The organism is Streptomyces pactum (genome assembly GCF_002005225.1).
In the GTDB taxonomy this organism is placed as follows: Bacteria; Actinomycetota; Actinomycetes; order Streptomycetales; family Streptomycetaceae; genus Streptomyces; species Streptomyces pactum_A.
In genome coordinates, this window is record NZ_CP019724.1 from 6,391,193 (window position 1) to 6,410,659 (window position 19,467).

General features: G+C 72.9%; 17 protein-coding genes and 1 pseudogene. 12 read left to right on the plus strand and 6 right to left on the minus strand.

Going from position 1 to position 19,467, the window contains the following annotated elements:
* Positions 1-119 precede the first annotated feature (119 nt).
* A complete protein-coding gene (locus B1H29_RS27355) occupies positions 120-3,107 on the minus strand; it encodes an ATP-dependent RNA helicase (RefSeq protein ID WP_055416405.1) in 2,988 nt (995 codons plus the stop codon).
* Between the two features lie 76 nt (positions 3,108-3,183).
* A complete protein-coding gene (locus B1H29_RS27360) occupies positions 3,184-4,044 on the minus strand; it encodes a class I SAM-dependent methyltransferase (protein ID WP_167392559.1) in 861 nt (286 codons plus the stop codon).
* A gap of 335 nt (positions 4,045-4,379) precedes the next feature.
* Between B1H29_RS27360 and rpsA the strand changes: the two genes are divergently transcribed.
* The 4 genes from rpsA (at position 4,380) to B1H29_RS27385 (ending at position 8,198) form a co-directional block, all read left to right on the plus strand.
* The gene (gene rpsA / locus B1H29_RS27370) at positions 4,380-5,894 is read left to right on the plus strand and encodes a 30S ribosomal protein S1 (RefSeq protein WP_055416404.1); all 1,515 of its coding nucleotides are present in this window, start codon (positions 4,380-4,382) and stop codon (positions 5,892-5,894) included.
* A 174-nt stretch (positions 5,895-6,068) separates the two neighbouring features.
* A complete protein-coding gene (locus tag B1H29_RS27375; protein ID WP_055416403.1) occupies positions 6,069-7,007 on the plus strand; it encodes a PAC2 family protein in 939 nt (312 codons plus the stop codon).
* Positions 7,008-7,110: 103 nt separating this feature from the next.
* The gene (gene coaE, locus B1H29_RS27380) at positions 7,111-7,716 is read left to right on the plus strand and encodes a dephospho-CoA kinase (protein WP_055416402.1); all 606 of its coding nucleotides are present in this window, start codon (positions 7,111-7,113) and stop codon (positions 7,714-7,716) included.
* A gap of 101 nt (positions 7,717-7,817) precedes the next feature.
* Positions 7,818-8,198 carry a tetratricopeptide repeat protein gene (locus tag B1H29_RS27385; protein WP_055416401.1) on the plus strand — a complete coding sequence of 127 codons (381 nt, stop codon included), beginning with the start codon at positions 7,818-7,820 and terminating at the stop codon, positions 8,196-8,198.
* 142 nt (positions 8,199-8,340) lie between these two features.
* On the opposite strand, the gene B1H29_RS39525 is transcribed toward B1H29_RS27385, so the two are convergent.
* Complete coding sequence (locus B1H29_RS39525; protein WP_055416400.1) at positions 8,341-8,598, minus strand: DUF6343 family protein; 258 nt, start codon at positions 8,596-8,598, stop codon at positions 8,341-8,343.
* Between the two features lie 57 nt (positions 8,599-8,655).
* Between B1H29_RS39525 and B1H29_RS27395 the strand changes: the two genes are divergently transcribed.
* The 3 genes from B1H29_RS27395 (at position 8,656) to B1H29_RS27405 (ending at position 11,024) form a co-directional block, all read left to right on the plus strand.
* On the plus strand, positions 8,656-9,588 hold the full coding sequence (locus B1H29_RS27395; RefSeq protein ID WP_234392940.1) for an acyltransferase domain-containing protein: 933 nt from the start codon (positions 8,656-8,658) through the stop codon (positions 9,586-9,588).
* Positions 9,589-9,753: 165 nt separating this feature from the next.
* Complete coding sequence (locus tag B1H29_RS27400; RefSeq protein WP_055416399.1) at positions 9,754-10,440, plus strand: class I SAM-dependent methyltransferase; 687 nt, start codon at positions 9,754-9,756, stop codon at positions 10,438-10,440.
* Between the two features lie 80 nt (positions 10,441-10,520).
* Positions 10,521-11,024, plus strand: a complete 504-nt coding sequence (locus B1H29_RS27405) for a DoxX family protein (protein WP_055416398.1) — start codon at positions 10,521-10,523, stop codon at positions 11,022-11,024.
* Positions 11,025-11,047: 23 nt separating this feature from the next.
* Here the strand turns inward: B1H29_RS27405 and B1H29_RS27410 are convergent, their stop codons facing one another.
* On the minus strand, positions 11,048-11,716 hold the full coding sequence (locus B1H29_RS27410) for an RNA-binding S4 domain-containing protein (protein WP_055416397.1): 669 nt from the start codon (positions 11,714-11,716) through the stop codon (positions 11,048-11,050).
* A gap of 168 nt (positions 11,717-11,884) precedes the next feature.
* On the opposite strand from B1H29_RS27410, the gene B1H29_RS27415 reads away from it, so the two are divergent.
* A complete protein-coding gene (locus B1H29_RS27415) occupies positions 11,885-12,709 on the plus strand; it encodes a uracil-DNA glycosylase (protein ID WP_234392939.1) in 825 nt (274 codons plus the stop codon).
* Positions 12,654-13,619, plus strand: coding sequence for a prolyl aminopeptidase (gene pip / locus B1H29_RS27420; RefSeq protein ID WP_055416396.1), 966 nt, complete (start codon positions 12,654-12,656; stop codon positions 13,617-13,619). Before B1H29_RS27415 ends, pip begins: the two co-directional genes overlap by 56 nt.
* A gap of 35 nt (positions 13,620-13,654) precedes the next feature.
* On the opposite strand, the pseudogene B1H29_RS27425 reads toward pip, so the two are convergent.
* A pseudogene (locus B1H29_RS27425) lies at positions 13,655-14,121 on the minus strand (N-acetyltransferase family protein).
* Positions 14,118-14,531 (minus strand): RidA family protein, encoded by a 414-nt coding sequence (locus tag B1H29_RS27430; protein WP_055416395.1) that lies wholly within the window; start codon positions 14,529-14,531, stop codon positions 14,118-14,120. The pseudogene B1H29_RS27425 and the gene B1H29_RS27430 overlap by 4 nt, the downstream one beginning before the upstream one ends.
* 323 nt (positions 14,532-14,854) lie before the next feature.
* Here B1H29_RS27430 and B1H29_RS27435 point away from each other — a divergent pair, with 323 nt between their 5' ends.
* From B1H29_RS27435 to B1H29_RS27445, 3 genes are all read left to right on the plus strand, one after another.
* Positions 14,855-15,643, plus strand: a complete 789-nt coding sequence (locus tag B1H29_RS27435) for a nucleotidyltransferase domain-containing protein (RefSeq protein ID WP_055416394.1) — start codon at positions 14,855-14,857, stop codon at positions 15,641-15,643.
* 308 nt (positions 15,644-15,951) lie between these two features.
* Positions 15,952-17,865 (plus strand): FUSC family protein, encoded by a 1,914-nt coding sequence (locus B1H29_RS27440; RefSeq protein ID WP_055416393.1) that lies wholly within the window; start codon positions 15,952-15,954, stop codon positions 17,863-17,865.
* Positions 17,865-19,346 (plus strand): amidohydrolase, encoded by a 1,482-nt coding sequence (locus tag B1H29_RS27445; RefSeq protein ID WP_409350889.1) that lies wholly within the window; start codon positions 17,865-17,867, stop codon positions 19,344-19,346. The genes B1H29_RS27440 and B1H29_RS27445 overlap by 1 nt, the downstream gene beginning before the upstream one ends.
* Positions 19,347-19,467 lie beyond the last annotated feature (121 nt).

A 19,467-nucleotide genomic window follows, 5' to 3' on the forward strand; every position in this document is an offset into this window, starting at 1 on the left:
CGGAGGGGCGCCCTCGGCCGTTCGGTCACGTCGTCACGTCGTCACGTCGTCACGTCGTCACGCCGTCACACGGTCACGCCGTCACCCGGTTACTCCGTCAGTCGGTCCTTCTCACCCGCTCACTTCGCGAGCCGGGCCTTCGTATGGCGCGTCGGCTCAGCGGTCGCCGGGTCCTCGGGCCACGGGTGCTTCGGATACCGGCCGCGAAGCTCCGCCCGTACGCCCTTGTAGCCGTCCTTCCAGAAGGAGGCCAGATCGGCGGTGACCGCGGCCGGGCGGCCCGCGGGCGAGAGGAGGTGGACGAGGAGCGGCACCCCGGCGACCTCGGGCGAGCGCTGGAGCCCGAACATCTCCTGCAACTTCACGGCGAGTACCGGTCGGTCGGGGTCGTCGTAGTCGATCCGGATCCTGGAACCACTGGGGACGACTATCCGCTCAGGGGCGAGCTCGTCGAGCCGCGCCGCCTCCCCGGAGGCCCAGGGCAGCAGCCGCGTCAGCGCCTGACCGGCGTCGATCCGTGCCAGGTCGGCCCGCCGCCGGGCCCGGCCCAGCTCGGGCTCCAGCCACTCGTCCACGCGCGCGTGCAGCGCGTCGTCGGAGACGTCCGGCCAGGGCTCACCGAGCCGGCGCCGCAGGAAGGCGAGCCGCTTGCGCAGCACGGTCGCGTCGGGCGACCAGCGCAGCAGTACGAGCCCCTCCTGCCGCAGCCCGTCCAGCAGCGCGTTCCGCACGAGACCGGAGTCGGCGCCGGCGAGCGGGCGGACGGTGAGTTCCACGGCCCCGAGCCGCTCGACGCGCCGGGCCACGACGTCGCCGTCGCCCCAGTGGACCTCATCCCGTTCCGTCAGGAACGCCGCAGCCGCGAGCCGCGCCGTTCTCTCGTCGACGACCGCCCCGAGCTGCACGCGCGCGTGGCCCTTCCCCACGGGCCGGTCGGCCACGGCCACGGCGATCCACGGCGCGCCGCGCAGCGCCGACGCCTCCGGCAGCTCCGCCCGGGTGCCGGAGACCATCAGATACGAACCGCCGTCCTTCCTGGCCACCCGCTCGGGAAACGCCAGCGCGGCCACCAGCCCCGCTATGCCGTCGTCGGTGCCGTCCCGCGCCACCCGGCCGGCGCTTTCCGCGGCGGACCGCAGCCGCCGTACCTCGGCCCGCCACCGCGCTCCGTACGCGTCACCCCCACGCCGGGCGGCCCGCAGCGCGGCCACGAGATCGTCCCCGTACTCCCGCGGCGGCGCCTCACTGAGCAGAGCGACCACCTCCGCCACCGCCGAGGCCTCGGCCTGGGAGGCCCTCGCACTGGCTGTCTCCGTCTGGGAGGCTCCCGCACTGGCTGCCTCTGCCCGGGACACCCCCGTGCCGGCTGCCCCCGCCCGGGAGGCCACCACACCCGAGGCCTGCGCCGCGGGGATCCCCGCACCCGGAATTCCTGCCCGGGAGGCCTCCGTGTCGGCCGCCTCTGCCCGGAAGGCCCCCGCACCACTCGCACCCGCGCCCGAGATCGCCGTACCGGATGTGTCCGAGGCCTCCGTGTCGGGGCTTCCCGCGCGCAGGCTCGCCCCGGAGGTGCTGCTGCCCGAGGCACCGGTGTCCGGCCACCCCGCCCACCCCGCGTCCGGGCTCCCGGCATCGAACCGCTTCGCGTCCGAGGTGGCCGCGCGGGGGCTCAGGCCGGAGCCGCCCCCACCGGAGCCGCCCCCACCGGAGCCGCCCGCACCGGAGCCGCCCGCACCGGAGCCGCCCGCACCGGAGGCTTCCGCGCCCGACGCGGCCATCCCCGCGTCGAGCAGCGCCCGTGCCAGCCTGGGATGCAGGCCCAGGCGGGCCAACCGCGCGCCCCGCGCGGTGGCCCGGCCGGCGGAGTCCACCGCGCCGACCGCCGTCAGCACCTCCCGGGCCGCCGCCATCGCCCCGCCGGGCGGCGGATCGAGCAGCGCCAGCCCGGACGCGTCCGGGTCCCCCCAGCAGGCCGCCTGCAATGCGAACGCCGTCAGGTCGGCCACCTTGATCTCCGGTGCCGGGAACCGCGGCAGAAGGGCGTCCTCCGCCTCCGCCCAGCAGCGGTAGACCACGCCCGGCGCCTCACGCCCGGCCCGGCCCGCCCGTTGCCGCGCCGCCGCCCGCGAGGCCCGTACCGTCGTCAGGGCGCTCAGCCCGCGCGCGTGGTCCACCCGCGGCTCCCGCGCCAGCCCCGCGTCCACGACCACCCGTACGCCCGGCACCGTCAGAGACGACTCGGCCACCGACGTCGCCAGTACCACCCGGCGCCGTGCGCCGGGGGACAGGACCGCGTCCTGCACGGCCGCCGGCGCCCGCCCGTGCACCTGGAGCACGTCGACGTCCGCGAGACCTCCCAGTCGCCCGGCGACGCGGGAGATCTCCCCGACGCCCGGCAGGAAACACAGCACGTCCCCGTCCCGCTCGGCCAGCGCCCGCCGCACCACCGACCCCACGTGCGCGAGCAGTGCCGGGTCCACCCGCATCCCGTGCGGCGGCCGTACCGGGCGCGCCGGCGGCGCCCACACCACCTCCACGGGGTACGACACGCCCCGCGCCTCGACGACCGGCGCCCCGCCCAGCAGCCGGGCCCAGCCCTCCGCGTCCGTCGTCGCCGACGCCGCCACCAGACGCAGCTCCGGCCGCAGGGCCATCCGCACGTCCCACAGGAACGCCGCCGTCGTGTCCGCGTCCAGATGCCGCTCGTGGCACTCGTCGAGCACCACCGTGTCGACGCCCGTCAGCTCCTGGTCCCGCTGGAGCCGCTGCAACAGCACACCCGTCGTGACGACCTCCACGCGCGCGTGCCGTCCGACGACCCGTTCACCGCGCACGGTGTAGCCGACGTGCCGGCCGGGTTTCTCACCCAGCAGCCACGCCATCCGCCGGGCCGCCGCCCGCGCCGCGATCCGCCGGGGCTCGGCCACGACCACCCGCCGCGCGGGCCCCTCGCCCAGCAGCCCGGCCAGCGCGAGCGGCACCAGCGTCGTCTTGCCGGTGCCGGGCGGCGCGACCAGCACCGCCGTGCCGTGCCCCGCCAGCGCGTCGTGCAGGGCGGGCAGGGCACCGCGTACGGGCAGGGGTTCCAGGGCGTCGTAACGGATCACGCCCCCAGTGTCGTACGTCCGCGAATCCGCCTCCACGCGCGCGTGCACACGCGACAGGAAGGGTCGGAGTACGAGCTCAGTCGCGCTCGCACACGAAGATCGCCGTGCCCGGGATCAGGTGCCCGCGCAGCGGCGACCAGCCACCCCACTCGGACGTGTTCCAGTCCGGCCACTCCGGCTCCACGAGGTCCACCAGCCGGAACCCCGACGTCACCACGTCCCGGACCCGGTCGCCGAGCGTCCTGTGGTGCTCGACGTACACCGCGCGGCCCTCGTCGTCCTGCTCGACGTACGGCGTGCGGTCGAAGTAGGAGGCGGACACCGACAGCCCCTCGGGGCCCGGCTCGTCCGGGAGCGCCCAGCGCAGCGGGTGCGTGACGGAGAAGACGAAGCGGCCCTGCGGCCGCAGCACCCGCCGCACCTCGCGCAGCACCAGCCCCGGGTCGGCGACGAAGGGCAGCGCCCCGTACGCCGAGCACGCCAGGTCGAAGGAGCCGTCCGCGAAGGGCAGCACGGTCGCGTCGGCACAGACCAGGGGGAACGAGCCGCCGATGCGCAGGGCGTGCTGGAGCTGGCGGTGGGAGAGGTCCAGGGCCACCGGCCGGGCGCCCTGGGCGGCCAGCCAGCGGGAGCACTGGGCGGCGCCGGCGCCGATCTCCAGGACGTCCTTGCCCTTCAGGTCCTCCACCGGGCCGAGCAGCTCGGCCTCCACCTCGTCGAGGCCCTCCGGACACCACACGAAGCGGTCGTCGCCGAGGAAGGTGCCGTGCTCGACCTGGTATTCGTCCGCGTTCCGGTCCCACCAGCCACGATTGGCGCGGGAACTCTCCGTGACACCGGCCGCACGCCTGGTGGCCTCCGGGTCGACCTCTGTGGTTTCGGACGTCTCGGGCTCTTGGATGACCGGCTCCCTCGTACTAGTCTGCGGCTCTTCCACAGCCGGTCCCGCGTGTCGCACAGGGGGCCTGAGTGGGTCCGCGTGGCCTCGGGAGACGGCTTTTGTGCCGGGTATGTGACGATCTGCCCCGGGTGTGCGGCTTCGCGCATTGACCCTGCCCGGCTGCCCCCGTATGCTACAAGTTGCGCTGCGGGCCTGCGCACCTCAGACGTAGCAGGTCGCGCTCGCATCTGTTGTATGTCCCCTCGGTTCTCGAGGCGTCACCAGTGTTTTTGGTGTCGCTTCCTTGGCTGTCCGGCTTCGGCAGAGCGAAACGGGCTCCCGGCGTAAGCAGTACCTACGACTTCAATGTCCGTACCGGAGCCCTTTCCCACATGACGAGCAGCACCGAGACCACCGCCACCACCCCGCAGGTTGCGGTCAACGACATCGGTAACGAGGAAGCCTTCCTCGCCGCGATCGACGAGACGATCAAGTACTTCAACGACGGCGACATCGTCGACGGCGTCATCGTGAAGGTCGACCGGGACGAGGTCCTGCTCGACATCGGTTACAAGACCGAAGGTGTCATCCCGAGCCGCGAGCTCTCGATCAAGCACGACGTCGACCCCAACGAGGTCGTCGCCGTCGGTGACGAGATCGAGGCCCTTGTTCTCCAGAAGGAGGACAAGGAAGGCCGCCTGATCCTCTCGAAGAAGCGTGCCCAGTACGAGCGGGCCTGGGGCACCATCGAGAAGATCAAGGAAGAGGACGGCATCGTCACCGGTACCGTCATCGAGGTCGTCAAGGGTGGTCTCATCCTCGACATCGGCCTCCGCGGCTTCCTCCCGGCCTCCCTGGTCGAGATGCGCCGTGTCCGCGACCTCCAGCCCTACGTGGGCAAGGAGCTCGAGGCGAAGATCATCGAGCTGGACAAGAACCGCAACAACGTGGTCCTGTCCCGCCGTGCCTGGCTGGAGCAGACCCAGTCCGAGGTCCGTCAGACGTTCCTCACGACCCTCCAGAAGGGTCAGGTCCGTTCCGGCGTCGTCTCCTCGATCGTCAACTTCGGTGCCTTCGTGGACCTGGGTGGCGTCGACGGTCTGGTCCACGTTTCCGAGCTCTCCTGGAAGCACATCGACCACCCGTCCGAGGTTGTCGAGGTCGGTCAGGAAGTCACCGTCGAGGTCCTCGACGTGGACATGGACCGCGAGCGTGTCTCCCTGTCGCTGAAGGCGACCCAGGAAGACCCGTGGCAGCAGTTCGCCCGCACCCACCAGATCGGCCAGGTCGTGCCCGGCAAGGTCACGAAGCTGGTGCCGTTCGGTGCGTTCGTCCGCGTGGACGAGGGCATCGAGGGTCTGGTCCACATCTCCGAGCTGGCCGAGCGCCACGTGGAGATCCCGGAGCAGGTCGTCCAGGTCAACGACGAGATCTTCGTCAAGGTCATCGACATCGACCTCGAGCGCCGCCGCATCAGCCTCTCGCTGAAGCAGGCCAACGAGGCCTTCGGTGCCGACCCGTCGGTGGTCGAGTTCGACCCGACCCTGTACGGCATGGCCGCGTCCTACGACGACCAGGGCAACTACATCTACCCCGAGGGCTTCGACCCCGAGACCAACGACTGGCTCGAGGGCTACGAGACCCAGCGCGAGGCGTGGGAGACCCAGTACGCCGAGGCGCAGCAGCGCTTCGAGCAGCACCAGGCGCAGGTCATCAAGTCCCGCGAGGCGGACGAGAAGGCCGCCGCCGAGGGTGTCGACACCCCGGGTGCGGCTCCGGCCGCGTCCAGCGGTGGCGGCGGCGGCGGTGGTTCGTACTCCTCCGAGGGCGGCGACAACTCCGGCGCCCTGGCGTCGGACGAGGCGCTGGCCGCGCTGCGCGAGAAGCTGGCCGGCGGCCAGAGCTGAGCGCAGGCTGAGCAGGAGCTCTTCATCGAGCGCTAGCTCGTGAACGCAGGGCCCGCACCCTTCGGGGTGCGGGCCCTGCGTGCGTTCGCCGCCGCCCGCCGGGTGCGCGGACGGGGAATGCCCGGGCCGGCCCCCGTGTTGTGGACTACGAACACCAGGAGGGGAGCGGTCACTGTGCTTGATCCGCAGGGCTTGTACGCGTGGGAGCCGAAGGGTTTGGCCGTCGTCGACATGGCACTCGCCCAGGAGTCGGCGGGGCTGATCATGCTGTACCACTTCGACGGATACATCGACGCCGGCGAGACCGGCGACCAGATCGTCGACCGGGTGCTCGACTCGCTGCCTCACCAGGTCGTCGCCCGCTTCGACCACGACCGGCTCGTGGACTACCGGGCGCGCCGGCCGCTGCTGACCTTCAAGCGGGACACCTGGACGGACTACGAGGAACCCACCATCGAGGTGCGGCTGGTCCAGGACGCCACCGGGGCGCCCTTCCTGCTGCTGTCGGGCCCCGAGCCGGACGTCGAGTGGGAGCGTTTCGCCGCGGCGGTGCAGCAGATCGTCGAGCGGCTGGGTGTCCGTCTCGCGGTCAATTTCCACGGCATCCCCATGGGCGTCCCGCACACCCGTCCCGTCGGCATCACCCCGCACGGCAACCGTGCCGACCTGGTGCCGGGCCACCGCAGCCCCTTCGAGGAGGCACAGGTCCCCGGCAGCGCAGAGGCACTCGTCGAGTACCGGCTCCTGCAGGCCGGCCACGAGGTACTGGGCGTGGCCGTCCACGTCCCGCACTACATCGCCCGCTCCCCGTACCCGGACGCGGCGCTGACCGCCCTGGAGGCGATCACCGCGGCGACCGGGCTGGTCCTGCCGGGCATCGCGCACTCCCTGCGCACGGACGCCCACCGCACGCAGACGGAGATCGACCGGCAGATCCAGGAGGGCGACGAGGAACTCACCGCCCTCATCCAGGGCCTGGAGCACCAGTACGACGCGGCCGCGGGTGCCGAGACCCGCGGCAACATGCTCGCCGAGCCCGTCGAGATCCCCTCGGCGGACGAGATCGGCCGCGAGTTCGAACGGTTCCTGGCCGAGCGGGAAGGCGACAACTGACACCCGGGCCGCCTCCGGGAAGCCGCGCGGCTCCGAGGTACCGCAGCCCGGTGGGGACCGCCCGGCAGGAAGGCCGTCACCGGCAGGCCCTAGGCTTCCGCTCATGCTGAAGGTGGGCCTGACCGGCGGAATCGGCGCCGGCAAGAGCGAGGTGTCACGGCTGCTCGTCGAGTACGGCGCCGTGCTGATCGACGCGGACCGGATCGCGCGCGAGGTCGTCGCCCCGGGAACTCCGGGGCTCGCGGCGGTCGTGGAGGCGTTCGGCGAGGAGGTACTCACCGAGGGCGGCAGCCTGGACCGGCCGAAACTCGGTTCGATCGTGTTCGCCGACCCGGAGAAGCTGGCCGCGCTGAACTCGATCGTGCACCCCCTGGTCGGTGACCGGTCCCGCGCACTCGAAGAGGCCGCGGCACAGGACGCCGTCGTCGTCCACGACGTGCCGCTGCTCACGGAGAACGGCCTGGCACCGCTGTACGACGTCGTGGTCGTCGTGGACGTCGACCCCGCCACCCAGCTCGACCGGCTGGTACGGCTGCGCGGCATGACCGAGCAGGACGCACGCGCCCGCATGGCCGCCCAGGCGACGCGCGAGCAGCGCCGGGAGATCGCGGACGTGGTCATCGACAACGACGTACCGCTGGACGAACTGCGGCGCCGGGTGGAAGAGGTGTGGGCCGAGCTGACCCGCAGGGCGCACGCGCCGCGCTGAGCGCCCCGGCGCGGCGCGGGAAGCTCTGGCGCCCCGGTCGCCGCAGGAATAGCGGTCCCCGCGCGGGCGTTGATCCCTTTCAGTGAGGGAAGGACTCTGCCGTGCCCGAGACAAACGGTTCGACCGGACGCACCCCGGAGACGGATGTCATCGACTTCCGTGCCGCCGAGCAACTGCTCGCGGCGCGGGACCCGCAGGGCGCGGTGAAACTGCTCGACGGGGTCATCGCCGCGCATCCGCAGAGCACCGCCGCTCGGCTGCTGCGCGCCCGTGCCTTCTTCGCGGCGGCGCAACTGAGACCGGCCGAGCTGGAGTTCACCATCGTCCTGGAACGTGAGCCGGACAACGCGTTCGCGCACTTCGCACTCGCCCGCACCTATGAGCGCCGGGGCTGCCCCGACCAGGCCCGGCGCCACTTCCGGCTGGCCGCGGCTCTGGACCCGAATCCGGAGTATCTGCAGCAGGCGCGGTTCGACTCCTGACCGGCCCCCGACGATCCCGGCGGAGGCCGGAGAAGATCCCGACGGAGGCCGTAGACGGTCCCGGCGGAGTCCGTAGACGCTCCCGGCCGAGTCTTGGCCGCCCGACGGACTGACTTCGAGGCCCCGGCGGACTCGTGGGCGGTCAGCTTCCGGGTGGTCGGTAGGGCGGGATGTCCGGGCCGGGCTGGTAATGCGGGCCCTGGCGGATGTGCCGGAGGATCACGGTCAGGTCGACCGTGACGACGAGCCACAGCAATCCGCACGCGAGCGCCCATCCGGGCCGCCCGGCGAGCGCGAAGGCGGCGGTCCCGAAGATCGCCCAGACCAGCCCCCACACGCACAGCCAGAAACGCGCCCGCAGGGCACTGCGCGCGGTGGTCGGTTCACTCCCGGTACGCATCGGATCACCACTCCTGTGGAAAACGTACTCCGGGAGACGACGAGGGGGAAACGACCCGTGCCACTGGACCGACCCGTCCTGCCGGACGCCGACGACCTGCCCGACGTACTGCTCGACCTGGCGGTGCCGCACGAGGACATCAACGCACTGGTGGGCCTGCGCGGCGGCGTGACGCGCGATGCCGGTACGGCGCGGCTGCTGCAGGAGTGCGTCCACGATCTGCTGCGGGACCTCGGAGAGCCGGCCGGGGACCGCGAGGGCGTGCGGCGGTTCGAGGAGCGGCTGACAACGGCTCCGGAGGCGCTGGGCGGGTACTTCGCCGCGTACGTGTTCGTGGCGGCGCTGCCCTATACGCGCGCGTACCACCGAGAACGCCGCGTCCCGGCCGAGATCGCCCGGCACACCCTCGCCGACCTGGGGCGGAACATGGCGAGCCACCGCAGGCGGCACGGCACGGGCGGAGTACGGGCCCCACGGTGGCTGGCGCACCACTTCCGGGGAGAGCTGTACCAACTGGGACGGCTGCAGTTCGAGCGGGCCACGATCGGGCGGCGCACCGCGCCGGTGCTGCGGGCGGCCGGGATGGACGCGGTGCCGGGTGAGCCCTGCCTGAACCTGCACGTCCCGGACTACCGCGGGCCGCTGACACCGGCCGCCTGCGACCGCTCGCTCCGGCTCGCCGGGGACTTCTTCCGGCGGCACTTCCCCGAGGAGCCGTACCGGGCCGCGACGTGCCACTCCTGGCTCCTCGACCCGCAGCTCAAGCGGTACCTGGCGGCGGACTCCAACATCGTCCGCTTCCAGGAACGCTTTCGGGTGGCCCGCGAGGACACCGAGCCCGCCGACGGGGAACCCGTCCGCTTCGTCTTCGGGAACCCCTGCCTGCCGGTCGAGGGGCTGCCGCGGCGCACCTCGCTGGAGCGGGCCGTCGGGGACCATCTGCGGGCGGGCGGCCACTGGTACGTCGGGCACGGCTGGTTTCCGCTCTGACGACGGACTCCTGCTCCGACGGCGCGCTCCCGTTCTCACGGAAGGTTCACGTCCGCACCGTCCCGGCCCGGGGCGCGTCGGCACGCGTTCACTCGGTCGGGTGAACCGACGCCCAGGGGGAACGGCTGTGCGGGCGCGGCCCGTTGGACGGGCATGGAGATGAGAATGCGAGAGGGACACGAGGGGACGGGACCCGGAGCCGTCACCCCGGACGGCTGCGCGGTCGAGCTCTATGCGCGGCTGCCCGCCGGAGCCGAGCCGGACATCGTCACCGCAGCCGTGCCCGGGGCGGCGCGCATCCTGGAGCTGGGCAGCGGTGTGGGGCGCATGACCCATCCACTGCTGGAGCGCGGGTTCGCCGTCACCGCGGTGGACGAGTCCGCCGAGATGCTGGAGCACGTGCGCGGGGCACGGACGATATGCAGCCCGATCGAGGACCTGGACCTGGGCGAGAGCTTCGACGTGGTGATGCTGGCGTCGTTCCTCGTGCACACCGGGGACGCCGAGGTGAGCCGCGGACTGCTGCGCACCTGTGCCCGGCATGTCACGGAGGACGGCTGTGTACTGATCCAACGAGAGGGCGAGGACTACCACACGAACCTGCCGCGTGAGCGGGTGGATCCCAGCGGCTTCACCGTGCGCATCGTGTCGTCGGATCCGGTCGGGGACGGCGTCAACGCGGTACGAGCGGAGTACGAGTTCCCGGACGCGGTCTGGACTCAGACGTTCCGGGCCCGGCCGCTGACCAAGGAAAAGTTCGAGGCGGCACTGGAGGAGGCGGGACTCGGGGTGGACCGGTATCTGACCGACGACGGGACGTGGGTCAGGGCGGTTCCCGCGCCCCGGAAGTAGCGGATCGCCGATGAGTTTCGGGCCGACGAGCGGTCTGCACACCTGACAGCATCACGAACCGCTCAACTCAGGAGACCCGCATGTCCGACACCGCCGCCTCCGCTCCCTCCACCGCCGCCTCCGCTTCCACGGCCCGTACGGGCACAGCGGCCGCCACGGCCTCCACGGCCTCCACGGTTTCGGCCACGTCGGCCCGGGGGCGCGGCGCCCGGATCGCCCTACGGTCGGTGCGCGTGCTCCTCGCGCTGTTCTTCGCCGTCGCGAGCGCCGGACCCAAGCTGGTCGCGCACTCCTCGGCGGCGGACACCTTCGCCGAAATGGGCTGGGGCAACGCGGGCATGTACGCCATCGGCGTCCTCGAACTGGCCGGAGCGGTCGCCCTGTTGATCCCGGCGCTGCAGTCGGTGGCGGCGACGGCCCTGAGCGCGCTGATGGTGGGCGCGTTCGTCGTCCAGCTCACCTACTTCGACGGGGAGCACGCCGCGACACCGCTCGTCCTGATGGTGCCGCTCCTGTTCATCGCCTGGGCCGGCCGCGGGCACAACGAGGAACTGCTTCGCCTGGCCCGGCGCGGGCGCGCCTGACCGCCCAGGGCCGGTGCGGGTGTTCAGGGCCTGTTCTCGGCATCCTTCCGGGCCCGGCTCAGGCCCTCCAGCCCGCGCAGGCGTTCCAGTTCGCGGCGGTCGCGCTTGGTGGGGCGTCCGGCGCCGCGGTCGCGGATACCGGCCGGGGCGACGGCCTCGCGAGGCGGGGGCGGCGGGGAGTTGTCGACGTAGCACTGGACGGCGACCGGGGCTCCGACGCGCTTGCGGATCAGCCGTTTGACGATGACCACGCGTTCCCTGCCCTCGTGTCGCAGGCGTACCTCGTCGCCTACGCGCAGCGAGTACGCGGGTTTCACCCGCTCGCCGTTGACCCGGACATGGCCGCCTTTGCAGGCGGCCGCGCCGAGGGAGCGGGTCTTGACGAGGCGGACGGCCCAGATCCAGCTATCGACGCGGACGCTCCCGCCGTTCTGCGGCGCGGCCGCCTCGGCGGCCGCGATCGCGGCGGCGGTCTTCGGGTCCGGGGGCTGGGCGACTGCAGGCGTGCCGTCGCTCGCGCCGGGCTCCTGACCGGTGGTCCTCTCGTCAACCGTGCCATCGGCCTTGCCATCGGCCTTGCCGCCCGTCTTCGCAGCGGCCCTCGCGTCGGCCGTCGTGCCGGCCTTGGCCCCGGCGGCGTCCTGTGGGTCGGCAGCCCCGCCGTACCTGCCCTCGTCATGCTCGGAAGCCATGGTTCGACCCTAACCGCTCGGCCCGGCGAGAGGGGTTCCTATTCCGCGGGCCCGGCACCTCCGTGGGAACCAGAGTCGGAGCCAGGCGGCAGGGCCAAGGCCAGGGCCAGGACCAAGGTGGCAAGGCCAGGGCCGGGTGCCGTGGCCGCGTGGTCTTACGGTGGAGGTATGGATACCAGCGGTCTCTCCGAGCTCGACCAGCGGATCGCGGGGTGCCGGGCGTGTCCGAGGCTGGTCGACTGGCGGGAGGAGGTGGCCCGTACCAAACGGGCGGCCTTCGCCGACTGGACGTACTGGGGCCGGCCTGTGCCGGGCTTCGGTCCGCCGGACGCGCGTCTGCTGATCATCGGACTGGCCCCCGCGGCCCACGGCGGCAACCGCACCGGCCGGATGTTCACCGGCGACCGCTCCGGAGACGTGCTGTACCAGGCGTTGTACGACGTGGGTCTCGCCTCGCAGCCCACCGCGGTCTCCGCCGACGACGGCCTGGAACTGCACGGTGTGCGCATCACCTCGCCGGTGCACTGCGCGCCGCCCGCCAACAAGCCCACTCCCACCGAGCGCGACACCTGCCGTTCCTGGCTCGTCCAGGAACTGGGTCTGCTGCGGCCGACGCTGCGGGCCGTGGTGGTACTCGGCGCCTTCGGCTGGCAGGCGGCGCTGCCCGCGTTCGCCGAGGCGGGCTGGGCGGTGCCACGGCCCCGTCCCGCCTTCACACACGGCGGGCACGTCACGCTGGACGTCCCCGACGGGCCCGGCCTGCATCTCTTCGGCTGCTTCCACGTCAGTCAGCGCAACACCTTCACCGGCCGGCTCACCCCGGAGATGCTCCGTGACGTGCTGCGCACGGCGGCCGCGGCGGCGGGACTGCCCGGGACGCAGGGTCCGCGGCGTAAAGAGGGTGAGCGCCCGGGGCCCACGGGGATACGGTGCTCCGATGGGCCTGTATCCGGTAATCGAACCGTACGACCACGGCATGCTCGACGTCGGTGACGGCAACCGCGTCTACTGGGAAACCTGCGGGAACCCGCACGGCAAGCCCGCGCTGGTGCTGCACGGAGGGCCGGGATCACGCCCCAGCCCCAACCTCAGGCGGTACTTCGACCCGGCCGCCTACCGGATCGTGCTCCTCGACCAGCGCGGCGCCGGACGATCGGTTCCTCCGGCGAGCGACCACGACACCGACATGAGCGTCAACACGACCGCCCACATCATGGCGGACCTGGAGCGGCTGCGCGCCCACCTGGGCATCGAACGGTGGCTGGTGTGGGGCCTGTCGTGGGGATCGACTTTGGGACTGCGGTACGCCCAGACACACCCGGGGGTGGTGTCCGAGCTGGTGCTGACCGGGGTCGCCACCGGCTCCAACGCCGAAGTGGCCCTCCTGACCCGAGGGTTGGGGGAGATCTTCCCCGAGGCCTACGAACGGTTCCTCGCCGAACTGCCCGCAGACGAACGCGACGGCAATACGGCCGCCGCGTACAACCGGCTGCTGGAGTCGCCCGACGCCGAAGCCCGGGCCCGTGCCGCGCGCGCGTGGACCGACTGGGAGACGGCGATCATCCCCGCGCCGCCACGCTCGGTCGCCCGGTTCGAGGACCCGGAGTTCCGCATGGGCTTCGCGCGTACCGTCACGCACTACTGGGGCAACGACCACTTCCTCGGCGACGGCAACGACGACGGCGTGGTCCTGAGGGACGCGCACCTGCTGAAGGGCATCCCGGGCACCCTGGTGCAGGGCAGCCTCGACTTCGGCAACCTCCTCGGCATCGTATGGCGGCTCCACCACGCCTGGCCGGACAGCGAGCTGGTGGTCGTGGACGAGGCCGGACACGACGCCGGAGCGACCGGGGACGAGGCACTGCTGGCGGCGACGGACAAGTACGCCCGCGCCGAAGCCTGACCGGCCGTGAGGTGGCCGCAGTCGGAGGAGCCGGCCTACGGCCGCCACACGTACCGCACGTCAGTTCCCGTTCCTCGTTCCGGGCGCCGTCCGTCCATTCCACGGCCCTGAACCCGTGCCGTTCGTAGAAGCGGTGCGCGGGCGCGTTGACCTGGAAGGTCCACAGCGAAAGTCCTCCCGGCCCGCGTTCCTTGGCCAGTGCGACGAACCGGTCCCCGATGCCGCGCCCGCGCCAGTCCGGGGCGAGATACAACTGCGACAGCTCCCCCTCCTCCAGCACCATCACGCCGACGACGTCACCGTCGGCCGCCTCCGCCACCCAGGTCTCACGCAGGGGCACCACCACCTGGCGGAAGTAGTCCGTGACCTCTTCGTCGGTGCGGGGCCGGACCACGGTCGGCAGCGCCGCGGCGAAGGAACGCAGCCAGACGCCGGCCGCCGCACGGGCGTCGGTGGCCTCCGCCCGCCGCAGGACGACCGGTTCGCTGCCCTCGCGACTCACGGACGTGTCTCCTCCGGCACGACCGCCGTAGCCGTGATCTCCACCAACTGCCCCGGATACCCGAGACAGCTCACGCCGAGCAGTGTCGAGGAGTGCGGGCCCGCACTGAGCCCGGACGCCTCGACGACGTCCCAGACGGCCGACAGCGCGGCGGTCTCATCGCTGACGACGTACACGTCGGTCGAGAGAACGTGCCGCAAGTCGCTTCCCACGGTGCGCAACTGCTCGGTGAGGTTGGCGATCACCTGCTCGGCCTGCCGGACCGGATCACCCTCGCCGACCAGTTGCCCCTCCGCGTCGAGCGGGACGGACCCGGCCAGGAACGCGATCCTCGTGCCGGCCTCGACGACCGAAGCGTGAGAGTAGGTGGGCGGCGGGAACAGGCCGGGTACGGTGACGCGCTGGATCACGTGGGCTCCTGGGGCGGTGAACGGTCGACCTCCCGATCGTCCGTTCTGCGGACCACCCCCGCATCCGAATTTCCCCGCCCGACCGCGTCCGGCGGCCCGCCCCACCGCCCTCCACCCGGCCGTGCGGTGATCCGCGCCCGCGACTCCCGCTCCCACGACTCCCGCTCCCACGACGCCATCACGGCCTCCCCCGTCGCTACGTGGTGTGACGACTTCATTGATAACGCGAGCCACTGACAATCGCCTCGTGTCGCCGGGCGCCCCTGCGTACGCTTCCGGTGTCCGCCCGCCTCTCCAGCCCCAGCCGTCAGGAGCCCGAAGCAGTGCCCTCCCTCCCGGACCAGGCCTTCCTCGACACCACAGCCGACCGCCTCGCCACCCTGCCCAACGTCCGGGCGGTCACCCTCGGCGGCTCACGGGCCCAGGGCACCCACGGGCCCGACAGCGACTGGGACCTGGCGATCTACTACCGCGGCGCCTTCGATCCGGACGGCCTCCGTGCCCTCGGCTGGCCCGGGGAGGTCTCCGAGATCGGTGCCTGGGGCGGCGGCGGGGTCTTCAACGGCGGCGCCTGGCTGACGATCGACGACCGCCGGGTCGACCTGCACTACCGCGACCTCGACGTGGTCGAGCACGAGATGGCGGAGGCGGAGGAGGGGCGCTTCGGCGTCGAGCCGCTGATGTTCCACCTCGCGGGCATCCCGACGTACCTCGTGGTCGCCGAGCTCGCGATCAACGAGGTACTGCGCGGCGAACTGCCCCGCCCCGCCTACCCGGAGGCCCTGCGTACCACCGCCCCCGGCCGCTGGTACGGCGCGGCCACCGCCACCCTCGCCTATGCCAGGGACGGCCACGCGCCCAAGAGTGCCCTCACACAGGTGGCCGGCGCGATCGCCCTGGCCGCGGCACAGACCGCGCACGCGGTACTGGCGGCGCGGGGGGAGTGGGTCACCAACGAGAAGGGGATGGTCCGACGGGCCGGGCTGGGCGGGACGGACGGGGTCGACGGGCTGCTGGCGGAGCTGGCCCCCCGGCCGGACGCCCTGGCGCGGTCGGTCACGGACACCGAAGCGCTCCTGCGGGCGGCCGTGGAAGAGGCCGGGAGAGGTTAGGACCGCCACGAGGGGCGGGCACGGCACGCGCACGACCCGATTGCGTTCATAAAGAACGCGCCGTTCCGCCCGGCCGTCACATGCCCGAAACACGCCCGTCCCCTCTCCTCCAAGAACACCCCTTAGCGTGGACGCCACACCGCTCGACCACCCGTCTGGCACCGCACCGCCTGGCGCCAGACCGTCCGACACCGCACCGCCTGGCGCCAGACCGTCCGACGCCACACCGCCTGACACCACCCAGCCCGGCCACCGTCGCCCGAAGGCTCACCCCCGCCCTCGACCAGACGACAGGAGCCCCGCGCCCCGTGTACCGCACCTCCGTCCGCCGCGCGTGCCGTGCCGGCCTCGCGCTTCCGCCCTGGCTCGCCCACGCCCTGCGAAGCCAGGGCGGGCCCGTCCCCTGGAGCGCGGTGACCCGGGGTGCGCTGGCCGGTGGGCCGCTACTGTTCGCCGCCGTGCTCGCCGACCGGGCCTCCCTGGGGGTCGTCGCCGCCATCGCCGCCATGCTGGCCGGCATCAACGACCGGCCGGGCAGTCGCCGTACCTCCGTGCGGCGCATCGGTGTGCCCGCGCTCGCGGGGGCCGTCGGGCTGCTCGTCGGGACGTACGCCGGGCAGCACCTCGGCGCCGTGCCGCTCACCCTGACGCTGACCGGGCTCGGGCTGGTCGCCGGAGGCGTCAGCGCCGTCGGGGCCGTGGCGTCCGGGGCCGGGACGCAGTTGCTGGTCACCAGTGCCGTCGGTGCCGGGATGCCGTTGCCCGACGCCGGGTGGCAGAGCGTACTGGCCTTCCTCGCGGGGGCCGGATGGCTGCTCGCGCTGCGGCTGGTCCTGCCCTCGCCCGGCTCCCTCACCGGCGCCTCCCGGTTCGATTCCCGGTTCGACCTCCGGTTCGACTTCCGCTTCGCCTACCGGTTCGACGGTGAGCGGGCGGCCGTCGCCGACGTCTACGACGCCGTGGCCGCGCTCCTGGACGCGGCCGGCACGGAGCACGCCGTCGCACGCCGGGCCGCGCTCACCGCAGCTCTCGACCACGCGCAGGACGCGCTCGCCGGTCCCCGGCTGCGGCGTCACGCCTCGTCCCCGGCCGAACGCCGACTGCACGCCCAGTACGCCGCCGCGCTGCCTCTCGGCGAGGCCGCGACCGCGCTCGCCTGGGCGGAGCGGGCCTTGCCGGCCCGGGCCGGTGAGGGGCCCCGGCGGCTCGCCGCGGCCGTCCGCGGCAACTCCCACGCCGGTCCGCTGCCCGCCCCCAGCCGCACCGACCCAGCCCGGCGCGCCCTCGACGACGCGCTCCTGAACGCAGCGGAGGCCTTCGACCGGGGCAGTGGCCGGGACCTGCACACCCGCAGACGGTCGGGCGCCTCACTGGCACGCACCGTCCTCGGTGCCGGCGGTCGGGAGTACGGGCTGCGCGCCGGCCTGTGCTTCGGGGCCGGTGCCGCCGTCGCGCAGGTACTGCATCACGGGCACTGGTACGGGTCCCACCAGCACTGGTACTGGCTGCCCGCCACCGTCGTCTTCCTCGTCAAGCCCGACCTCGGTCCGCTCGTCTCCCGGGTGCTGTGCCGGGCGGCCGGGACCGTCCTCGGGGCGCTGCTCTTCGCCGGGTTCGCCGCCGTGCTGCCCCGGCCGGAAGGGCTGGTCGTGCTCGTCGCCGTCTGCGGTGCCCTGGTGCCCGTCGCCGCGCGGCACTTCGCCGCCCAGACCACCGTCGTCACCGTGCTCGTCCTCGCGCTGGTCATGGTGGGCGGCGAGCCCCAGGCCTCCGTCAGCCGCATCGGGGAGACGCTGCTGGCCTGCGCGATCGTGCTGGTCGTCGGGCATCTGCCGATGCCGGGGCAGCGGGGCGGCGGGGTCCGCGCCCGGATCGAGGCCGCCGACACCGCGGCCCACGCCTACCTCGCCCACGTACTGAGCGAGTCCGATGCCCGCGCCACCCGGTGGACGCTGCGCCGCGAGGCCTACCGCACGCTCGCCGAGGCCCGCGCCGCGATCACCCTGGCCGCCGCGGAACTGCCCGCCCTCGCCCGGCACTCGCAGGGCGCGGACGAGGTCGCCGCGGTCCTCGAACGGCTCGTCGACACCACCACCGCGTGCGCGGTGCACCTCGACGACACCGGCCGGCTCACGTCCCTGCACACCGCACGGCTCGCCGGACTGCGGGACGAACTCGAGGAGCGGCGCGGGCGCGTGGGCCGGCACCGTACGTTGGCGTGATGACGCCTTCTTCCCATGAAAGCCATCAGAGCCGTCAAAGCCGTCAGAGCCGTCAGAGCCGTCAGAGCCGTCAGATCCGTCTCAGCCCTGGGAGTGCTGAGAGCTCTGAGAGTCATGAGAGCCCTGAGACCCATGAGAAGCCCGCCGATCTCGTCATCACCGGCTGCACCGTCCTCGTGCACGACGACCGGGAACGGATCGGCTTCGAGGAGGAAGCGGCCGTCGTCGTGCGGGACGGAGTCGTCGATTCCGTGACGACCGCCGCCGCCGTGGACGGCCTCCCCGCCGCCGAACGCATCGACGCACGCGGTCAGGTCGCCCTCCCCGGCCTGATCAACTGCCACACGCACGCGCCGATGGCCGCCCTGCGCGGTCTCGCCGAGGACCTGCCCACCGAGGAGTGGTTCAACGACGTCGTCTGGCCCGTCGAGTCCAACCTCACCGACCGCGATGTGGAACTGGGCGCCCGGCTCGCCTGCGCCGAGATGATCCGTGCGGGCGTGACGACGTTCGCGGACCACTACTTCGCCATGGACGCGGTCGCCGCCGTCGTCGCCGAGAGCGGGATGCGGGCGCTGCTGGGGCAGGCGTACTTCTCCTCCCAGGGGCCCGAAGGGCGGGAGGCGTCACTGGAGTTCGCGCTGCGGCACCGCGGCACGGCCGGTGGACGCGTCACCACCGCCCTCGCCCCGCACGCCCCCTACACGGTGACCGACGCCGACCTCGCCGCCACCGCCGGACTCGCCCGTGACCACGGCCTGCCCGTGCACCTCCACGCGGCCGAGAACCGGGACCAGACCGACACCAGCCTCGCCCGGCACGGCGCCACCCCGATCGAGGTCCTGGAACGCACCGGCATCCTCGACACCGACGTGCTCATCGCACACGGCACCGGCATCGTCGAGTCCGACCTGCCGCTCCTCGCGCGCGCGGGCGGCCGTACGGCGGTGGCGACCGCGCCCCGCGGCTACCTCAAGTTCGCCTGGCCCACCACCACACCCGTGCGCGCGCTGCGCGACATCGGCGTCCCGGTGGGGCTCGCCACCGACGGCGCCGCCTCCAACAACTCCCTGGACGTGTGGGAGTCGATGGCGCTCACGTCCCTGGTCCAGAAGTCCACCGAGGGCGATCCCCGCTGGCTGACCTCCCGACAGGCCCTCCACCACGCCACCCTGCAGAGCGCTCGCGCGGTCGGACTCGGTGACACCGTCGGCCGCATCGCGCCCGGGCGGCGCGCCGACCTCGTCCTCGTCGACCTCACCGGGCCGCACACCCAGCCCGTGCACGACCTCGCCGCCACCCTGGTGCACAGCGCGCGGTCCGCGGACGTGCGCACGACGATCGTCGACGGGCGCGTCCTCATGCGGGACCGTGAACTGCTGACCCTCGACGTGCCCGCGGTGGTGCGGGAACTGGGGGAGCGGCTGCCCGCCCTGACCGACCGCGGACACGGCCGGCGTGTCCAGGAGTACGACACCTGAACCCCGAACGGAACTGAACACCGAGGTCAGCGGCTTCCCGGTGGCCTCCCGAAAAGAATCTTGCCGGGTCGCGATGAGTTCCGCTCCGCCCGTCGGTCACCACCCCGGAGGACCGTCGTGT

Coding starts and splice junctions, on each gene's coding strand:
- B1H29_RS27445 (WP_409350889.1), top strand. CDS start 17,865: ATGACGCCTTCTTCCCATGAAAGCCATCAGAGCCGTCAAAGCCGTCAG.
- coaE (WP_055416402.1), top strand. CDS start 7,111: ATGCTGAAGGTGGGCCTGACCGGCGGAATCGGCGCCGGCAAGAGCGAG.
- B1H29_RS27405 (WP_055416398.1), top strand. CDS start 10,521: ATGTCCGACACCGCCGCCTCCGCTCCCTCCACCGCCGCCTCCGCTTCC.
- B1H29_RS27415 (WP_234392939.1), top strand. CDS start 11,885: ATGGATACCAGCGGTCTCTCCGAGCTCGACCAGCGGATCGCGGGGTGC.
- rpsA (WP_055416404.1), top strand. CDS start 4,380: ATGACGAGCAGCACCGAGACCACCGCCACCACCCCGCAGGTTGCGGTC.
- B1H29_RS27410 (WP_055416397.1), bottom strand. CDS start 11,716: ATGGCTTCCGAGCATGACGAGGGCAGGTACGGCGGGGCTGCCGACCCA.
- pip (WP_055416396.1), top strand. CDS start 12,654: ATGGGCCTGTATCCGGTAATCGAACCGTACGACCACGGCATGCTCGAC.
- B1H29_RS39525 (WP_055416400.1), bottom strand. CDS start 8,598: ATGCGTACCGGGAGTGAACCGACCACCGCGCGCAGTGCCCTGCGGGCG.
- B1H29_RS27400 (WP_055416399.1), top strand. CDS start 9,754: ATGCGAGAGGGACACGAGGGGACGGGACCCGGAGCCGTCACCCCGGAC.